17 protein-coding genes and 2 pseudogenes are annotated in these 14,366 nt (G+C 60.4%); 8 read left to right on the forward strand and 11 right to left on the reverse strand.

Annotated features, from left to right (window positions below; all coding sequences use genetic code 11):
- A partial coding sequence (locus HHJ19_RS10550; protein ID WP_296906969.1) for an SDR family oxidoreductase occupies positions 1-170 on the forward strand: 170 nt, incomplete at its 5' end.
- Between the two features lie 52 nt (positions 171-222).
- Here the strand turns inward: HHJ19_RS10550 and HHJ19_RS10555 are convergent.
- Positions 223-561, reverse strand: coding sequence for a collagen-like protein (locus tag HHJ19_RS10555; RefSeq protein ID WP_296906928.1), 339 nt, complete (start codon positions 559-561; stop codon positions 223-225).
- A gap of 304 nt (positions 562-865) precedes the next feature.
- Here HHJ19_RS10555 and HHJ19_RS10560 point away from each other — a divergent pair, with 304 nt between their 5' ends.
- From HHJ19_RS10560 to HHJ19_RS10570, 3 genes are all read left to right on the forward strand, one after another.
- A complete protein-coding gene (locus HHJ19_RS10560; protein WP_296906931.1) occupies positions 866-1,915 on the forward strand; it encodes a pirin family protein in 1,050 nt (349 codons plus the stop codon).
- A 176-nt stretch (positions 1,916-2,091) separates the two neighbouring features.
- Entirely contained in the window at positions 2,092-2,538 is a 447-nt protein-coding gene (locus HHJ19_RS10565) for a response regulator (RefSeq protein WP_296906934.1), read from the forward strand.
- A gap of 425 nt (positions 2,539-2,963) precedes the next feature.
- Positions 2,964-4,160, forward strand: coding sequence for a DUF3616 domain-containing protein (locus tag HHJ19_RS10570; RefSeq protein ID WP_296906936.1), 1,197 nt, complete (start codon positions 2,964-2,966; stop codon positions 4,158-4,160).
- An 11-nt stretch (positions 4,161-4,171) separates the two neighbouring features.
- On the opposite strand, the gene HHJ19_RS10575 is transcribed toward HHJ19_RS10570, so the two are convergent.
- A complete protein-coding gene (locus HHJ19_RS10575; protein ID WP_296906939.1) occupies positions 4,172-4,402 on the reverse strand; it encodes a hypothetical protein in 231 nt (76 codons plus the stop codon).
- Between the two features lie 228 nt (positions 4,403-4,630).
- Here HHJ19_RS10575 and HHJ19_RS10580 point away from each other — a divergent pair, with 228 nt between their 5' ends.
- A complete protein-coding gene (locus tag HHJ19_RS10580; RefSeq protein WP_296906941.1) occupies positions 4,631-5,917 on the forward strand; it encodes an amidohydrolase family protein in 1,287 nt (428 codons plus the stop codon).
- A 24-nt stretch (positions 5,918-5,941) separates the two neighbouring features.
- Here the strand turns inward: HHJ19_RS10580 and HHJ19_RS10585 are convergent, their stop codons facing one another.
- From HHJ19_RS10585 to HHJ19_RS10600, 4 genes are read right to left on the reverse strand one after another with little or no spacing between them, the layout of a single operon-like run.
- The gene (locus HHJ19_RS10585; protein WP_296906943.1) at positions 5,942-7,273 is read right to left on the reverse strand and encodes an ATP-binding protein; all 1,332 of its coding nucleotides are present in this window, start codon (positions 7,271-7,273) and stop codon (positions 5,942-5,944) included.
- Positions 7,270-7,941 carry a response regulator transcription factor gene (locus HHJ19_RS10590; protein ID WP_296906946.1) on the reverse strand — a complete coding sequence of 224 codons (672 nt, stop codon included), beginning with the start codon at positions 7,939-7,941 and terminating at the stop codon, positions 7,270-7,272. The genes HHJ19_RS10585 and HHJ19_RS10590 overlap by 4 nt, the downstream gene beginning before the upstream one ends.
- Positions 7,942-7,967: 26 nt before the next feature.
- The gene (locus tag HHJ19_RS10595; RefSeq protein WP_296906948.1) at positions 7,968-8,204 is read right to left on the reverse strand and encodes a PepSY domain-containing protein; all 237 of its coding nucleotides are present in this window, start codon (positions 8,202-8,204) and stop codon (positions 7,968-7,970) included.
- Positions 8,201-8,809: a glycine zipper 2TM domain-containing protein gene (locus HHJ19_RS10600; RefSeq protein WP_296906951.1), complete on the reverse strand. Its 609-nt coding sequence runs from the start codon at positions 8,807-8,809 to the stop codon at positions 8,201-8,203. The genes HHJ19_RS10595 and HHJ19_RS10600 overlap by 4 nt, the downstream gene beginning before the upstream one ends.
- A gap of 91 nt (positions 8,810-8,900) precedes the next feature.
- On the opposite strand from HHJ19_RS10600, the pseudogene HHJ19_RS10605 reads away from it, so the two are divergent.
- A pseudogene (locus tag HHJ19_RS10605) lies at positions 8,901-9,115 on the forward strand (cytosine deaminase); the annotation flags it as partial.
- Here the strand turns inward: HHJ19_RS10605 and HHJ19_RS10610 are convergent.
- Complete coding sequence (locus HHJ19_RS10610; protein WP_296906954.1) at positions 9,099-10,052, reverse strand: 2-dehydropantoate 2-reductase; 954 nt, start codon at positions 10,050-10,052, stop codon at positions 9,099-9,101. The pseudogene HHJ19_RS10605 and the gene HHJ19_RS10610 overlap by 17 nt on opposite strands.
- Positions 10,053-10,160: 108 nt before the next feature.
- On the opposite strand from HHJ19_RS10610, the gene HHJ19_RS10615 reads away from it, so the two are divergent.
- A complete protein-coding gene (locus HHJ19_RS10615; protein ID WP_296906956.1) occupies positions 10,161-10,457 on the forward strand; it encodes an EVE domain-containing protein in 297 nt (98 codons plus the stop codon).
- A 134-nt stretch (positions 10,458-10,591) separates the two neighbouring features.
- Here HHJ19_RS10615 and HHJ19_RS10620 read toward each other — a convergent pair whose 3' ends face one another.
- Together HHJ19_RS10620 and HHJ19_RS10625 are read right to left on the reverse strand one after the other, a co-directional pair.
- Positions 10,592-10,933, reverse strand: coding sequence for a helix-turn-helix domain-containing protein (locus HHJ19_RS10620; RefSeq protein ID WP_296906959.1), 342 nt, complete (start codon positions 10,931-10,933; stop codon positions 10,592-10,594).
- Between the two features lie 188 nt (positions 10,934-11,121).
- Positions 11,122-12,003 (reverse strand): hypothetical protein, encoded by an 882-nt coding sequence (locus tag HHJ19_RS10625; protein ID WP_296906962.1) that lies wholly within the window; start codon positions 12,001-12,003, stop codon positions 11,122-11,124.
- Between the two features lie 356 nt (positions 12,004-12,359).
- Between HHJ19_RS10625 and HHJ19_RS10630 the strand changes: the two genes are divergently transcribed.
- Positions 12,360-13,511 carry a hypothetical protein gene (locus HHJ19_RS10630; RefSeq protein ID WP_296906964.1) on the forward strand — a complete coding sequence of 384 codons (1,152 nt, stop codon included), beginning with the start codon at positions 12,360-12,362 and terminating at the stop codon, positions 13,509-13,511.
- Between the two features lie 244 nt (positions 13,512-13,755).
- On the opposite strand, the gene HHJ19_RS10635 is transcribed toward HHJ19_RS10630, so the two are convergent.
- Both HHJ19_RS10635 and HHJ19_RS10640 read right to left on the reverse strand, forming a co-directional pair.
- On the reverse strand, positions 13,756-14,061 hold the full coding sequence (locus HHJ19_RS10635) for a hypothetical protein (RefSeq protein WP_296906967.1): 306 nt from the start codon (positions 14,059-14,061) through the stop codon (positions 13,756-13,758).
- A 158-nt stretch (positions 14,062-14,219) separates the two neighbouring features.
- A pseudogene (locus HHJ19_RS10640) lies at positions 14,220-14,366 on the reverse strand (type I glyceraldehyde-3-phosphate dehydrogenase); the annotation flags it as partial.

Consider the following 14,366-nt stretch of genomic DNA (forward strand, 5'->3'; position numbering starts at 1 on the left):
ACGTGATTCCGCTGGGCCGTTATGGCACGACGGGGGAGATCGCTGCTGCTGCAGGCTTTCTGTGCAGTTCGGCTGCCAGCTACATCAATGGCCAAGTGCTGGCGGTCGATGGCGGTTTTGCGTCGGCAGGCGTCGGCCTGCCAACCCTGCGAAAAAATCAGCCAGCTTGAGTCCGCTTGACCGACCGCTGACCCGCGCTTCGCTAGCGCGGGTCAGGTCAGCTTACTTTGCGGGAACGACCACCACGGTGTCGCCAGAAGTACCCTTGGCGCCGGTCGCACCGGTCGCGCCGGTAGCACCCGTGGCACCCGCTTCGCCAGCCGGGCCTGCAACGCCAGTACTGGAGCCGGTTGCGCCAGTGGCGCCGGTAGCGCCGGTAGCGCCGGTAGAGCCGCTATAGCCAGTAGAGCCAGTAGAACCCGTGGAGCCAGTGGAGCCAGTGGAGCCGGTAGAACCTGAGGCGCCAGTTGCGCCTGCCGGGCCGGGAGTAACTACGGTACGTTCGCAGGCACTCAGGCCGAGGGCAGCGACCAATGCGACCAGCAATAGTGAGTATTTCATGAGAAGTCCTTCAGGAAGTGAGCGAAAAATGCGCATTAAATTGTGCGCGGACAGTTTTTGCTGCCTCGACCATGAACTGCCTAAAATAATTTTTGGGTAGCTACACAGGGCGAACCTTAATCATAGCCGTGCCGCCGCGCGCGGTACGTAGGACGAGCCCACGACTGTTTGTAACGATATGCCCGGTTTCAGATCGGTTCAAAGGGTGAATCCGCCCGACCCTGACGCGCCAGATGACGCCGACAGGGCCAGCCCTTGAAAGCCTATTAGCGCAGCCTCAGCTGACTGGTTTGAAAGCCCCGCCATGACCACCAGCCCGATCGTTCAAATCGAGTCACTCGGCTTTCCTTGGAAAACCATAGACCCCTTCCTGTTTTGCGTCTATCACGATGACGCCTATCCGCAGGCCAATGCACAGCTGGGGCCCGCCGTCGCGCTGGCCGGTCGCGCCATCGGGCAGGACTTCAGCCACAACAACGGCTGGAGCATGTATCACGGCACCACGGTACCTGGTTTTCCGGCCCATCCGCACCGCGGTTTTGAGACCGTGACGATTGTGCGCAAGGGTCTGATCGACCATGCTGATTCGCTCGGTGCGACAGCGCGCTTCGGGCGCGGTGACGTGCAGTGGCTGACCGCCGGTCGGGGCGTGGTGCATTCCGAGATGTTTCCGCTGCTCGAGCAGGACCGCCCGAACCCGCTGGAGCTGTTCCAGATATGGCTGAATTTGCCGGCAACGTCCAAAATGTCTGCGCCACACTTCACTATGCTCTGGTCACAGGACATACCGCGCCTGCTGGCGACCGACGCGGGGGGTCGCACCACAGAGGTGGCAGCGATTGCGGGTCGACTGCAGGATGTGGCCACGCCGCCGGCTCCACCGCCCGATTCGTGGGCTGCGCAGGCCGACGCCGATGTGGCGATCTGGACCATCCTGATGGCACCGCGCGCGCGCTGGACGCTGCCCGCCGCCACCGGCAAAGGCACGCGACGCCAGCTTTACTACTTCAAGGGGCGCTCAGTGACGGTGGGCGGGCAGATTGTGAAGGAGCCCAGCGCGATTGAGTTGCGCGCCGGCGTCGAGGTTGAACTGATCAACGGTGATAACGCCGAGGCGGAGTTCCTGCTGCTGCAGGGCAAGCCGATCGGCGAGCCGGTGGCGCAACACGGCCCGTTTGTGATGAACACCCAGGCAGAAATTGCGCAGACCATGGACGACTACCGCCGCACGCAGTTTGGCGGCTGGCCCTGGCCTGACGGGGCGCCTGTGCATGGGCGCGATCCGGCGCGATTTGCCCGGCACCCCGGCGGGCGTGAAGAAAGACCGGCACCCGGCAATATGCCGGGCCAGTAAGCTCGCACCGCCACGCTGAATATCGGCGGCCACCCAAGTTGCCGGAGGAGTGCGTTGTCCTACCTTGCAGCGCGCTGCAGGATGGCAGCATTGCTCTGCACAGAGTGTTCAGATAAGTTAAGGATGGTCAAGACCATGCGCTGCAAACCGGCAACGCAATAACCCGCGCACCACGCATGAAAACACTCATCACCTACCTGGCGGAAGACAATGCGATCATCCTGGAGAACCTGATTGACGCATTGCGCGAGATTGCGGATGTGAAGGTGGCCGCGTGCTCTGCCACCCAGGCCGAAGCCAGCCGCTGGCTGGACCTGCATGACGGTGCATGGCACCTCGCTATTGTTGACCTGTTTTTAAAGGAAGGCAACGGCCTGGGCGTGTTGGCAGGCTGCCGCAAGCGCGAGCCCTACCAGAAAGTTGTTCTCCTGACCAACTTCGCCACAGCTGAAATCCGCAAGCGCGCGGCCGAGCTTGGGGCTGACGCAGTCTTCGATAAATCCACTGAACTCGACGCGCTGTTTGCTTATTGCCGTGAGCAGACGGCGAATATCGACACCACGGATGCGCAGCAGGCCGAGCATGACGCAGTACAGCGCAACCAACCGGCAAACCTCAATTAGACGCTGCCGGCGGCGCGAAAGCCGCACCCATGGCGGCGACTGCCCCCCCAATTTGTCCGATGCCAAGCCTTATCAGCTTGCAGTTTGCTATTTTTTTTATAGCTGAGAATGCCGATATCTGCTGGACACGACGGCTATTTCATCAATAAAACCAAATCCAACGAATGAGCGGCGCTGACTGGCCGCCGTTCATGACGACCCTCTCGGAAGGCGCTGACGCTACATTGGCACTTAAGCCTTAGGACAGCGGCAATGGAAAGCCAATTACAACGGCTTTTCCCTGCGCGGGCGGCATCGAACGGATGGAGGTGACACTGCGCGCCGATGGGCAGCTTTCTCAAAGGCCGTTGCCCGCCGCAGTTCCGTCCGCTGCCGCGATGGCGGTCAGTGGGTAAAGACAAACTTCACAACGCTTGCGCGCAACGATGACTGCGTCTGTGTGTGCTGTCAGCTACAGTGCTGCGATGCGCACCACGCCTCAACCTCTGCCACCCCGATTTGTTCAACTGGCGCTGCTCGTCGCTGGTTTGGCCTTGAGCGCGGGCGCCGGCGCGCAGCTGCCGCCAGTCAGCCTCAAGCCCGACGGCGGCCTGTGGGACAGCGGCGCCGGTTTTTACTTTGATCTGGGCAGGAAAAAACTGCAAAAAACCCGACAGTCCGTCAGCGGCGTGGCCTGCAATCTCGACGCAAACCGGCGGCGTATTTGCCTGCTGGCTTTTGACGAGGGCGCAGAGGCGCGTTACGCGTATATAGGCAACCGGGAATTGACTGTCGATGCCGAGCCGGTGGTGCTACGCCAAACAAATGACGAGCTGGACGCCGAAGGCGCAGCCACTGACGGGCGTTATTTTTATGTCACGGGTTCGCACTCGGCCAAGCGCGGGGACTGCGCCAGCAACCCCGGTAGCCGCCATGTGATTCGCTTCAGGCTGGACCCGGCCACCGGCCGCGCCCTGCGCTCACCGGCAGCCAGTTCAGGCAACGCGAGCGGCGCGCTGGTGGACTATGCCGACACCGGCAGGCTGTGGTCCCTCATGCAGGCGCAGCCCGCCCTGGCGCCTCATGTGGGCGAGCGCAAATGCCTGGGTTCCGAGCCACCGGCCAAGGCGCCCACCCAGGCCGGGCAGCAGGGCGTGAACATCGAAGGTCTGGCAGTGCGCGACGGCCAGCTGTATTTTGGCTTTCGCGGCCCGGTTTTAGATGGGGTGGCCAGAGTGCTGGCAGTTGATGCCGATGCACTGTTTGGCAGTGAGGCCGGCCGCGCGCTCGAGACGACGATGACCAGCCTTGCGCTAGGCCAGCGGCGCGGCATTCGCGACATGGTGGCCGTCAAGACCGGCATTTTGCTGCTGGCCGGTCCGGACGACAGCAGCGCCAGCCAGAACGTCGGCTGGGTGTTGGCTTGGTGGGACGGCAAGCCAGGAGAAAGCAGCACCAGCGTGGTTCAGCCCAGGCTGCTGGCGGCGCTGGATCTGGGCGGCGTCAAACTGCGCAATTGCGACAAGGAGCTGAAACCCGAGGCCATGACAGTACTGGAAGAAACGCCTTCGGCCTACAAGCTGCTGGTGCTGTCGGACGGCATGTGCGACGGCGGGCCGTTGACCTTCACCGTACCGCGCTGACACGGCAGGGCTTATGCATTCAGTCCGGCACTGACCGATGATTCATCAGCCACGGCAAAGACCGTGTTGTGTCGCCCGGTAAGCGGGCCACCGCCAGGAATGACATGACCGCTTGAATCCTGGCCAATGGCCTTGAACTTCCACGCGCCGCCAATCAGCTTGAGATAGCCGACGTGCTCACCCTGGCTTGAGAGCACACGAAACACCTGGTCGTTAACGCGATGCAGGCTCAGTTGATTCATGGTGGTTGATCCGGTTTTTATGCGCAGTGCAAAGGGCAAAAAGCAAAGTCTTAACGATTTTTCGCACCCTGAACGGTCATCAGGACGCTTGCGAAACAGATTCAGATAAAAGCCTACCACGCCTTCACCGCCTGAAAGGAAGTTGTGCGTTTCAAGGCTGCCAGCACGGAGTGTTGAGTCAAAGCCAGTTACCCTCAAGCCTGATAAACCCCTGCAGCAAAGATGAAGATGCTTGATTTACTCGTCAAAAACGCCAGCTTGCACGATGGCCGGACCCACATGTCAGTGGCCGTGCGTGGCGGCCTGATTGTTGAAATCGCGCCAGGCCTGGATGTCCCGGCGCACGAGGTCATCGACGCCGGGGGCCTGCTGCTAAGCCCACCTTTCGTCGATGCCCATTTCCATATGGACGCCTGCTTGAGCCACGGCCTGCCGCGCGTCAACGAAAGCGGCACGCTGCTGGAAGGAATTGCGGTGTGGGGCGAGCTGAAGCCGCTATTGAGCCAGGAAGCGCTGATTGAACGGGCGCTGAGCTATTGCGACTGGGCCGTCGCCAAAGGCTTGCTGGCCATCCGCAGCCATGTGGATACCAGCGACCCCAGCCTGCTGCCGGTGGAGGCGCTGCTGGAGGTCAAGCGCCTCGTCGCGCCCTATATCGACCTGCAACTGGTCGCCTTTCCGCAGGACGGCGTGCTGCGCAGCCCGGGTGGTGTGGAAAACCTCAAGCGCGCGCTGGACATGGGCGTGGACGTTGTTGGCGGCATTCCGCATTTTGAGCGGACCATGGCCGAAGGCGCAGCCAGCGTCAGGCTGCTGTGCGAACTGGCGGCCGAGCGCGGCTTGTCTGTAGATATGCACTGCGACGAGACTGACGACCCGCTGTCCCGCCACATCGAGACGCTGGCCTTCGAGGCGCAGCGCCTGGGCCTGCAGGGACGCGTCAATGGCTCGCACTGCACCTCCATGCACAGCATGGACAACTACTACGTCAGCAAACTATTGCCGCTGATCGCCGAAAGCGGCGTCAGCGTGATCGCCAACCCGCTGATCAACATCACGCTGCAGGGCCGGCACGACAGCTACCCCAAGCGTCGCGGCATGACCCGGGTGCCCGAGCTGATGGCCGCAGGCGTCAACGTCGCCTTCGGCCACGACTGCGTGATGGACCCGTGGTACGGCATGGGCAGCGGCGACATGCTGGAAGTGGCGCACATGGGCCTGCATGTGGCGCAGATGACGAGCCAGAATGGCATGCGCGACTGCTTCGACGCGGTGACAGTGAATGCGGCGAAGGTGATGCGCCTGCAGGGCTATGGGCTACAGGTGGGCTGCGATGCGAGCTTTGTGCTGCTGCAGGCGCGGGATGCAGCGGAGGCGATCCGGTTGCGGGCTAATCGGCTGAAGGTCTGGAGGAAGGGAAAGCTGGTCGCTGAGACGCCGGAGGTCATCGCTCGCTTGACCGTCGCCAATCGACCCGCCAGGACCTCCTTCTTCAAGGTAAATCAGGAATTCTGACTTTTAGCCTGAAGCGCATGCCCCTCAAGGCACCGGCAACACGATGTCCACCCGCCCGCCGCCCATTCCGCCGCGCGAGAGCTTGAGCTCCCCCTGATGGCTGGCCACCAAGTCGCTCACCACCGCCAGCCCGACGCCGTGCCCGGGCACACGCTCGTCCCCCCGCACATGCAGCCGCAGCACCGACTCGGTGTCGCTGAACCCGGGGCCGTCGTCCTCGATGCAGATGCACAAGCGCCCGGCTTCGCGCCACACCTGCGCCCCGACCCGGTTGCGCGCCCACTTGGCCGCGTTGTCCAGCAGGTTACCCAGCATTTCGAACAGGTCGCCCTCGTCGATGCGCCACGCCAGATCGGGCGGGCATTCGACGCTGAAGTCCAAGTCCTTTTCGGCATAGACCTTGGCCAGCGCGTCACGGATGCGCTGCAGGATCGGCGCCAGCAGCAGCGGCGGCGCAAAACGCGCGGCGCCCCCGGCGATGGCGCGCCCCAGCTGGTGCTGCACGATGTCATCCATGCGGCTCACCTGCTGGGCCACGGTGGTTGGCAGTTGCGCCGGCTCGGCCAGCGCGCTGCGCAGCACGGCCAGCGGGGTCTTCAGGCTGTGGGCCAGAAAGCTCAGTGCGTCGCGCTGCCGGGTCTGGCGCACGCGCTCTTGCTGGATCAGGGCGTTCAGGTTGTCCGTGAGGCCGGAGATTTCGCTGGGGTAGCGACCCTCGATGCGCGATTGCTCGCCCATTTCGATACGCCGGATCTCGCTGGCCACCTGCCGCAGTGGCGCCAGGCCCCAGCGCAGCAGCCACAGCTGGGCCAGCAGCAACAAAACGGCGGTGCCGCCCAGCCAGAGCCACAGGGTACGGGTAAAGGCGCCCACTTCGCGGTCAAACGCCGCGCGGTCTTCCAGCACCGTGAGCACCAGCGGCGCCTCACGCACGGAGGCTTTCCAGGTGACGGCATAGCTCACCGACAGGAAGGATCCGCCGGCCCCATCGACCGTCTCGTCGCGCCATTGACCGGGTTGCAGGCTGCGCCGGAACGGCAGCTGTCGACCCAGGGTCGAGGCCGATTGCCACTGCGCCCCCAGCAATAGGTTGTAGATGCCGGCGTACAGGCCGGAACCTGGCAGCGAAAGACGCGGCTCCGAAAACTCCGGAGGCATCACCAGAGCACCGCCGGCATCGAGTTCAGCAGCTGCCAGCAACAGATAGATGGTACTGTGCAGCCGGCCGAAATAGGCCGCCTGCACGCTTTCGGCATTGGCACGCTGCACCGCCAGTCCTGCGCCCGTCAAAAAGGCCAGCAGCACCACGGCAGCACCCAGAAGCAGACGGGCACGGATGGAGTGGCCGGCCCTCATTCCAGGGTGAACCGGTAGCCCCGTCCCCGCACCGTGTCGATGGGGCCGACGCTGCCCTGCGGGTCGAGCTTGCGGCGCAGCCGGCCGACCAGCACCTCCAGCACGTTGCTGTCGCGGTCTTCCCCGTGCGGGTACAGGTAGTCCGACAGCGCCTGCCGGGTGACGATGGCCGGGCGCTGACGCACCAGGGTTTCGAGCAGGCGGTACTCGAAGGCCGTGAGCTCCAGCACCGCGCCATTGAGCCGCACCGCCTGCGCCGTCAGGTCGATGCTGAGGGGACCGAGCGTCAGCACGTCGGATGCGGTCTTGAGCGAACGTCGCAGCAAAGCCTTGAGCCGCGCCGCCAGCTCCGGATATTCGAAAGGCTTGACCAGATAGTCATCGGCGCCGGCTTCAAGCCCGACCACCTTGTCTTGCCAGCTGCCGCGCGCGGTAAGGATCAGGATGGGCAAAGCGCTCCCCTCCAGGCGCAGGCGCTGCACGATGGTCAGCCCGTTCAGCTTGGGCAGTCCCAGGTCAACGATGACCAGGTCGAGGGGGTACTCCCGCGCCAGGAACAGGCCCTCTTCGCCGTCCCTGGCCTGATCGACCCGGTAACCATCGGCCTCCAGCTGGCGCGCCAGGGTGAGCCGCAGCGCGGCATCGTCCTCGATGAGCAAAAGGCGCATGGGTTTGCAGCTGCCGCAGGCCGGCCCTAGCGGACCTGGCCGGTGGCGACGTCCAGCTGGATCACGCGGACTTCACCCGCCGACGTGACCACCTTGACGCGCCACACCGGCTGGCCCGAAGACTCGGACCTGTCCACGGACAGCACGCGGCCGCCACTGGCCCTCTGGGCCGCTTCGGCCGCGTCGTCGCGGCTCAGGTCGGCCCAGGCCAGGTTGGACACCAGCAACAAGGTGGCGCAAAGCAGTTTGGCAAATACGTTCATCGGTTGTAAGCACCATAGTACTCGCGACCGCCACGGTCATCGCGCCTGCCCTGGTATTCGCTTACGCCCTGGTAATCGCGCCCCACCGAATCCGCCGGTGCCACCGAAACGCGCACGGGCAGAGTGCGGCCCGGGTTCTCGCGGGTCACCGTGCTGTAGACCTGACCGCGGTACTCGTACTCGACCTGATAGCCCGTGAGACGGGACTGCACGTCGTTGACGGTGCGGCAGCTCTGCACCTGGCGCTGCTGCGGCGGCGCGGCCTGTGGGTAGCCGCCCCAGCCGCCCTGGTTGGCAAGATGCTCGCCGGTCAGCGCGCCGACCACGGCACCGACGGCGGTGGCGGCTTCACGGCCGCGGCCCCCGCCGACCTGGTTGCCCAGCAACGCGCCGGCCACGCCGCCGATCGCCAGCCCGCCGTAATTGCGCGAAGCCGGCACGGCCTGCTGCTCGGTGACCCACTGGCTGGTGCATTCGTTGCGTGGCACAGAGATGTTCTCGTGCTGTGGGGTGACATTGCGCACGCGGGCAGTGTCGTTGAAAGTCTGGGCCTGAACGCCCGCTGCCAGCAGCGTAGTCAGGCAAAGAATGGCAGTACGTTTCATGGAGAGCTCCTTGGTTGATGTGAAACAGAGCTTACGAAAGAGTGGGTGAACAGAAGCTGAACGAAATCGATAAAAGGTTGGTCACGGCCCATACCCAAGGCGCTGCGGCAGGACCCGCGTGCCCGAGCTGACGGCCGCCGGCGTCAATATCTCCTTTGGCCACGACTGCGCGATGGACCCGTGGTACGGCCTGGGGCAGCAGCGACCTGTTGGAAGTGGCGAATGGGCCTGCACTTGGCGCAGATGACGCGCCAGAAAGGGAATCGCGCCTGCTTCGACGCGGTGCCGGTCAAGGCCGCGAAGGTGCCCGCGTCCCCTCAATCAACTTCACCAACGCCCACAACACCCGGTTCGCCGGCGTCGCAATCCCCAACGCCTCGCCGCGCTGCACGATCAACCCGTTGAGGTAATCAATCTCGCTGCGCTTGCCGCGCGCCAGGTCTTGCGCGGTCGATGAATACTGGCCGGGCATGCTGCCTGCAAGCTTCTCCACGGCCGCATGCACGTCGCCCGCCACCTGCACGCCCTCAGCCCGGGCCACGCTCAGGCACTCGGCCACCACGTCGCGCATCACGCTCCTGATGCCCTCGCCCGCCACCGTCTTGCCGTAGGGCAGCTGGGTGATGGCCGAGACGGCGTTGTAGGCGCAGTTGAGAATCAGCTTGGCCCAAAGCGCGCCGCGCACGTTGCCAGAAATCTCTGTCGGCACGCCGGCGGCGATCAGCGCTTGCGCCACGGTTTCGCTGGCACTGGCGGGCTCAATCACCAGCTCGCCGCGACCGTGGTGCCTGACGTGGCCAGGGCCGGCCATTTCTGTGGCGACGTAAACCACCGCGGCGGCCACCGCGTGCTGCGGCAGCACGGTGCGCAAGCGGTCGGCGTTGTCCACGCCGTTTTGCAGGGTCAGCACCAGCGCATCGGGCGCCAGGTGCGGCCTAAGCAGGGCGCCAGCCGCTTCGGTGTCAAGCGACTTGACGCAGAACAGCACCAGTTGCGCGCCTCGCACCGCGCCAGGCTCGCTGCTGGCGAAAAGGCGCACCTGTTCGTCAAAGGTCGTGGTCTGCATGCGCAGGCCGTCTCTGGCTATGGCGTCAACGTGCTGGGGCCGCGCAATCAGCACCACCTCATTCCCGGCGCGCGCCAGCATGCCGCCGTAGTAGCAGCCGACAGCGCCGGCGCCCATGACAGCAACCCTGACGCCTATTTTTGCGGTGTGTTGTTCGATGTGCGGGATGCCGGCCATACTGAAACTCTCTTGTGTGGAACTGGACAAACAATTCTAGGATGACATGACGCCGCGCCGCGAATCGAGCGAGTGCAACATCAGCCCGGCGCTGGCAGGGTTGAGGCGATGAACTACGGGCTGATGAAAACCGGGTTCGGCGAATGCTCGGTGGACGTGGCGCTGGCAGCGCACAGCGCAACGGTACGCGAGGTCGGCAGGCGCAACTACCAGGCGCGTGATTTCATACGGGATGCGCTGCGGGTGGGCGACGGCGTGCTGTTCTATCGCTCCGGCTGCGACCAGTTCGCCATCGTCGGCGTGGCGTCCACACCCTGCCCCGGCCCGACGCGGTTTGACGCCAAGTCGCCCTACTGCACGCCAAATCAAAACCGCAAGACCGGCGCTGGCCGCTGGGGGATGTGAAGGGCCGCGCAAGACACGAAACATGACATTCCCGGGTTGCGTGCCGAGGGAAACGCGGGAGTTGGTGGTGCGACGCCGGGGCAACCGTCTGTCAAGTCAGCACCAAGTCGCCGACTTGAATGTCTTCAATTGGTTTAAGCCATCCATCCCCCATTCTCATACCCCTTGATAACCCGACTTAAAGTCGAGCTTGATATGTCAAACGCCAACGCTATTGCAGTTTGACTGTGCCCGCCCTGATAAAAAGCGTTGGCTATATTTTGGTTTTGCTCTTGTTTGGTGTGGTGCTTGATACCCGCAAAGCGATTGATATTGCTGAACAGGGCTGGCGCGCTTGACTGTATTTTGCTGATATTGGCTTTGCGTCGCGGAGTTTCTTTATTTGGGTTTTTAGCGTCAAGCCCGGCATGTTTTTGCATGCGGGCTATGAAATCATCGTCGCCCAGATAGATTTGCTGTTTAGGTGTTTGATCCATCGATCAAGGCCTATGGCGGATCGACGTCGACTTTGGTTACCGGCTGCTGCCTAAAGACTCAACCAGCTTGGCTTATTCTGCAAGCTGAGAGACCTGACCCTGGGTCCTCTCCTAGTCGGGGGCCACTTTTGCAGAGTTTTCCTAATGCGGCTGCAATAAAAGGCACGCCCAGTAGATTTAATTAATCGCTACTTTACGCTTTCATCACCATTACCGATGGTGCTCAATCTCGCTGTCTTTGCATTTTCCTTGCGCATTTTTATTTGGGACAGTGCAAAGATCGCCGCGTGCCGGACGTCAGGTGCTTGATCAGTCAATAACTGTGTGAGCCGCTCATCCGACTCCCCATTGGCATCCCATTGAGCAAGCCGCAAAATACTTTGGCTTCTGACTGCAGCATCGGCATGGTATGAAAGGCTCTCAAGCTGCGCCACAATCTCATGCGCTTCGCTCGGCTCGACAGCAATCGGCTTTAATGCCGACAATGCTTGCAGTAATACACTGGGCATTTGCTCAGTCACCAACACTTGTTTTACAACATTACGGACATCGGCCGACTCGAGTGATAGACGCTGAATAAGCTCCAAGCCGTCGCGCCGCTTTTCTGCATCGCCGCTCATGGCGAGTCGCTTTGATAATTCAATGACTTCAGGTTGATTGATAGTCGATAAAAGTGCCTTGATCATTTCACGTGCATGCGGATCGCGTTCGGTATCGTAGCGAAGCACCAATACGCGCAAGGCCGCTGCGTCAGCGACAGCGTTGGTACGCAAATCACGAGCGACTCCCATGTTAAGCGCCCTCTCGTTCAGGTCTGATGAGTTTGTCGCCATGGTGCGCTCCGGTTGCGGCGATGCGCTAGCTGATCCTTTTGACCCAGGATTGGCAAAGCCGTTTAGCGCCGAGGAATTGTCTTTCAAAGCATGCGGTGTGCTGGACATGGACGGTGTGTTCTCGTCATTTTCCGCCTGCAACGCGTACCACGCCCAATACGAACCCGCCAACGTCAGCAAAGTAGCGCAGCTGACTAACAACGGCTTGACCGTCTTACTTGCAAAACTTTTTACCATGGTCGTTATTTGCGTAAACTTTTTAATAAGTTTTTCTAATAAGTATTAACAAAAAAACTTTTCCGAATGTTGATTTCTTGTCTTCAAATCCGCATTTTCGATCATTTATCAACCACCACACACAACATCCAAACTTTGTTCCATTGAGGAAACTTTTGCAAGGTGCATTGCGTGGTGACGTCGGGTCAAAAATGGTCAATCACGTGCTGTCAATCATCCTTTCTTTGGTCTGCACTATTGCATTGCAGCAACAAAAAATTCTTGACTACGGGAAATGAATAGCCGATATTCACCCGGCGCTAAGCACACGACGGTTATGCGCTTTTTTTACTAACAACTACACAACGAGACCTTTTATGAAAAGTTATTCTCTTTCTACCCCCACGCTAGTGACAAATATATTTTCACTACTTTGCACTGTATTTGGGGCATTGACGCCGATGACCGCAGTGGGTCTAGCTTTCATTGGGTTCAGTCCAAGCGCGCAAGCACTTATTTGCACCACAGCCGACGACAAGATGTGTAAGAGCGCAGTCGATCCACAGTTCGGGGGCGGCTTTAGCCCGACGGTCGGCTATGGTGGTTTCGGCGGTGCCACGGGCTGTACGGCTACCAGAACCCCAGTCATCTTTATTCATGGCAATACGGACTGGGCATATAGCTTGGCCGCCAACACCTACCAAGTGCCTGGCTATTCGAAGCCACCTAATTCGGTATATCAAGAACTCAAAAACGCCGGTTACAAAGACTGTGAGATCTACGGAGTCAATTATTTGAATTCATCCGAGCGTGGCTCAGCTGCCATGAACTACCATCAAGAATCGAAATTTGACATCATTAATGGCTTCATCAAACAAGTCAAATCGTTCACTGGTAAGTCGCAGGTCGACATCATTTCCCATTCATTCGGGGTGTCAATGTCAATCGCGACGCTCCACTATTACAACAATTGGGGCAGCGTAAGGCGCTTTATCAATATTGCAGGTGGCTTGCATGGACTGGATTCTTGTATCTATACCGGCTATTCCAATGCGTATGCGCCAACTTGCGGCTCCCAGAATGTCTACGATGGATGGGTGTTTGGATTCTTTCCGGATAGCTGGTCACCTGGCATTAATCCGTGGACTGCTGACAATGGCGCGTGGTACAGCTTGCCAGCGGCGCCTGCGCAAGCGCCCAACACCAGTTTCTACACGCTGTACGCTGGCACCAAGGACCAAATCATGTGTTCAACCTATTCTGATTATTCGGTTTGCGGCAATAGCCCGAAGTTCCGGTCGTACACCAATGTAAAAGCGCAAATCAACGTTGGCGCCGGCTCCGACACGCAACAAGTGAACTGGGATTACACGACAGGCTGGCCGTATAACGTGTCGGGCGGCGATACATCTGGCGTAGGCCATTTCCACGCCAAAAACAATACCGGCAAAATCATCGTGAACATGCTGACCACTACCTGTACCGGCACAGGTTGTGCCTCCGGCTACACCTATGGACCTGCTCAATAAATAAGTGCTTTTGTGATGAGGGGTCCGCGTAAGCTGGCCCCTTTTTTGCGGTCTTTTAGAGCTTTTTAAGGTCGGATCTTAAAAAAAATTGGGGTCAGGTCTTGTGTTCATACATTCTTCACTCCTTTTTTTATAATCCGACTCACGGTCGCGTAGTGAATGTTAAAGGCCCCGGCAATCTCTTGCCGGCATGGCATGCTGTGGCAGCCCGTGGAATAGGCTTGCACGAAGGCAGGGTCGCGCGCTAGAAACCAAACCAACGGCGGCGCAGACGCATGGCCTTGAAGGCGCGGTATTTGTGCATCCGCTGAAAGCCTGGCACCTGGATATTCAATGCGCAAGGGTCTGACCATGCCCAAAAATTAAACCAGCTTGGCTTATTCTGCTGGATGGGAGACCTGACCCCAGAATCCCGTTCTAGGATCCATTGCTGTTTTACGGCTTCGCTGATTTGGGCGACTTTGAAGGCTAGGTTGCCTCCTTCATCAGGATCGATTTTTAAGGTGGGCTTATCTACCAAGTAACTAGAAATCCCTTGTTTTGCGTCCATCAACATTGCCGACAGCTGACTGTTTGAAACGGGGGTTTTTGGAGGAAGGCCCCAGCTCCATTTTTCATCGCTCTAGCTTGCTATAAAAAACATAGTAGCAATCACCGCCCATAAAAAACGCGCCCGAAGGCGCGTTTGAGGGTTCAAAACCGTGCTTGCTACGAAACGACCCGCGCCATCTCCAGGCACTTGTTCGAATAACCCCATTCGTTGTCATACCAGGCGACGATCTTGATGAAGGTGCCGTCCAGCGCAATGCTGGCGTCGGCGTCAAAGATCGAGGTGCGGGTGTCGCCACGGAAGTC

Source organism: Polaromonas sp. (assembly GCF_012927415.1).
In the GTDB taxonomy this organism is placed as follows: domain Bacteria; phylum Pseudomonadota; class Gammaproteobacteria; order Burkholderiales; family Burkholderiaceae_C; genus Polaromonas.

What these genes read in the sequence shown, in the direction of transcription:
- HHJ19_RS10555 (WP_296906928.1), bottom strand. Translation starts at nt 561, where the DNA reads ATGAAATACTCACTATTGCTGGTCGCATTGGTCGCTGCCCTCGGCCTG.
- HHJ19_RS10560 (WP_296906931.1), top strand. Translation starts at nt 866, where the DNA reads ATGACCACCAGCCCGATCGTTCAAATCGAGTCACTCGGCTTTCCTTGG.
- HHJ19_RS10565 (WP_296906934.1), top strand. Translation starts at nt 2,092, where the DNA reads ATGAAAACACTCATCACCTACCTGGCGGAAGACAATGCGATCATCCTG.
- HHJ19_RS10570 (WP_296906936.1), top strand. Translation starts at nt 2,964, where the DNA reads ATGACTGCGTCTGTGTGTGCTGTCAGCTACAGTGCTGCGATGCGCACC.
- HHJ19_RS10575 (WP_296906939.1), bottom strand. Translation starts at nt 4,402, where the DNA reads ATGAATCAACTGAGCCTGCATCGCGTTAACGACCAGGTGTTTCGTGTG.
- HHJ19_RS10580 (WP_296906941.1), top strand. Translation starts at nt 4,631, where the DNA reads ATGCTTGATTTACTCGTCAAAAACGCCAGCTTGCACGATGGCCGGACC.
- HHJ19_RS10585 (WP_296906943.1), bottom strand. Translation starts at nt 7,273, where the DNA reads ATGAGGGCCGGCCACTCCATCCGTGCCCGTCTGCTTCTGGGTGCTGCC.
- HHJ19_RS10590 (WP_296906946.1), bottom strand. Translation starts at nt 7,941, where the DNA reads ATGCGCCTTTTGCTCATCGAGGACGATGCCGCGCTGCGGCTCACCCTG.
- HHJ19_RS10595 (WP_296906948.1), bottom strand. Translation starts at nt 8,204, where the DNA reads ATGAACGTATTTGCCAAACTGCTTTGCGCCACCTTGTTGCTGGTGTCC.
- HHJ19_RS10600 (WP_296906951.1), bottom strand. Translation starts at nt 8,809, where the DNA reads ATGAAACGTACTGCCATTCTTTGCCTGACTACGCTGCTGGCAGCGGGC.
- HHJ19_RS10610 (WP_296906954.1), bottom strand. Translation starts at nt 10,052, where the DNA reads ATGGCCGGCATCCCGCACATCGAACAACACACCGCAAAAATAGGCGTC.
- HHJ19_RS10615 (WP_296906956.1), top strand. Translation starts at nt 10,161, where the DNA reads ATGAACTACGGGCTGATGAAAACCGGGTTCGGCGAATGCTCGGTGGAC.
- HHJ19_RS10620 (WP_296906959.1), bottom strand. Translation starts at nt 10,933, where the DNA reads ATGGATCAAACACCTAAACAGCAAATCTATCTGGGCGACGATGATTTC.
- HHJ19_RS10625 (WP_296906962.1), bottom strand. Translation starts at nt 12,003, where the DNA reads ATGGTAAAAAGTTTTGCAAGTAAGACGGTCAAGCCGTTGTTAGTCAGC.
- HHJ19_RS10630 (WP_296906964.1), top strand. Translation starts at nt 12,360, where the DNA reads ATGAAAAGTTATTCTCTTTCTACCCCCACGCTAGTGACAAATATATTT.
- HHJ19_RS10635 (WP_296906967.1), bottom strand. Translation starts at nt 14,061, where the DNA reads ATGGACGCAAAACAAGGGATTTCTAGTTACTTGGTAGATAAGCCCACC.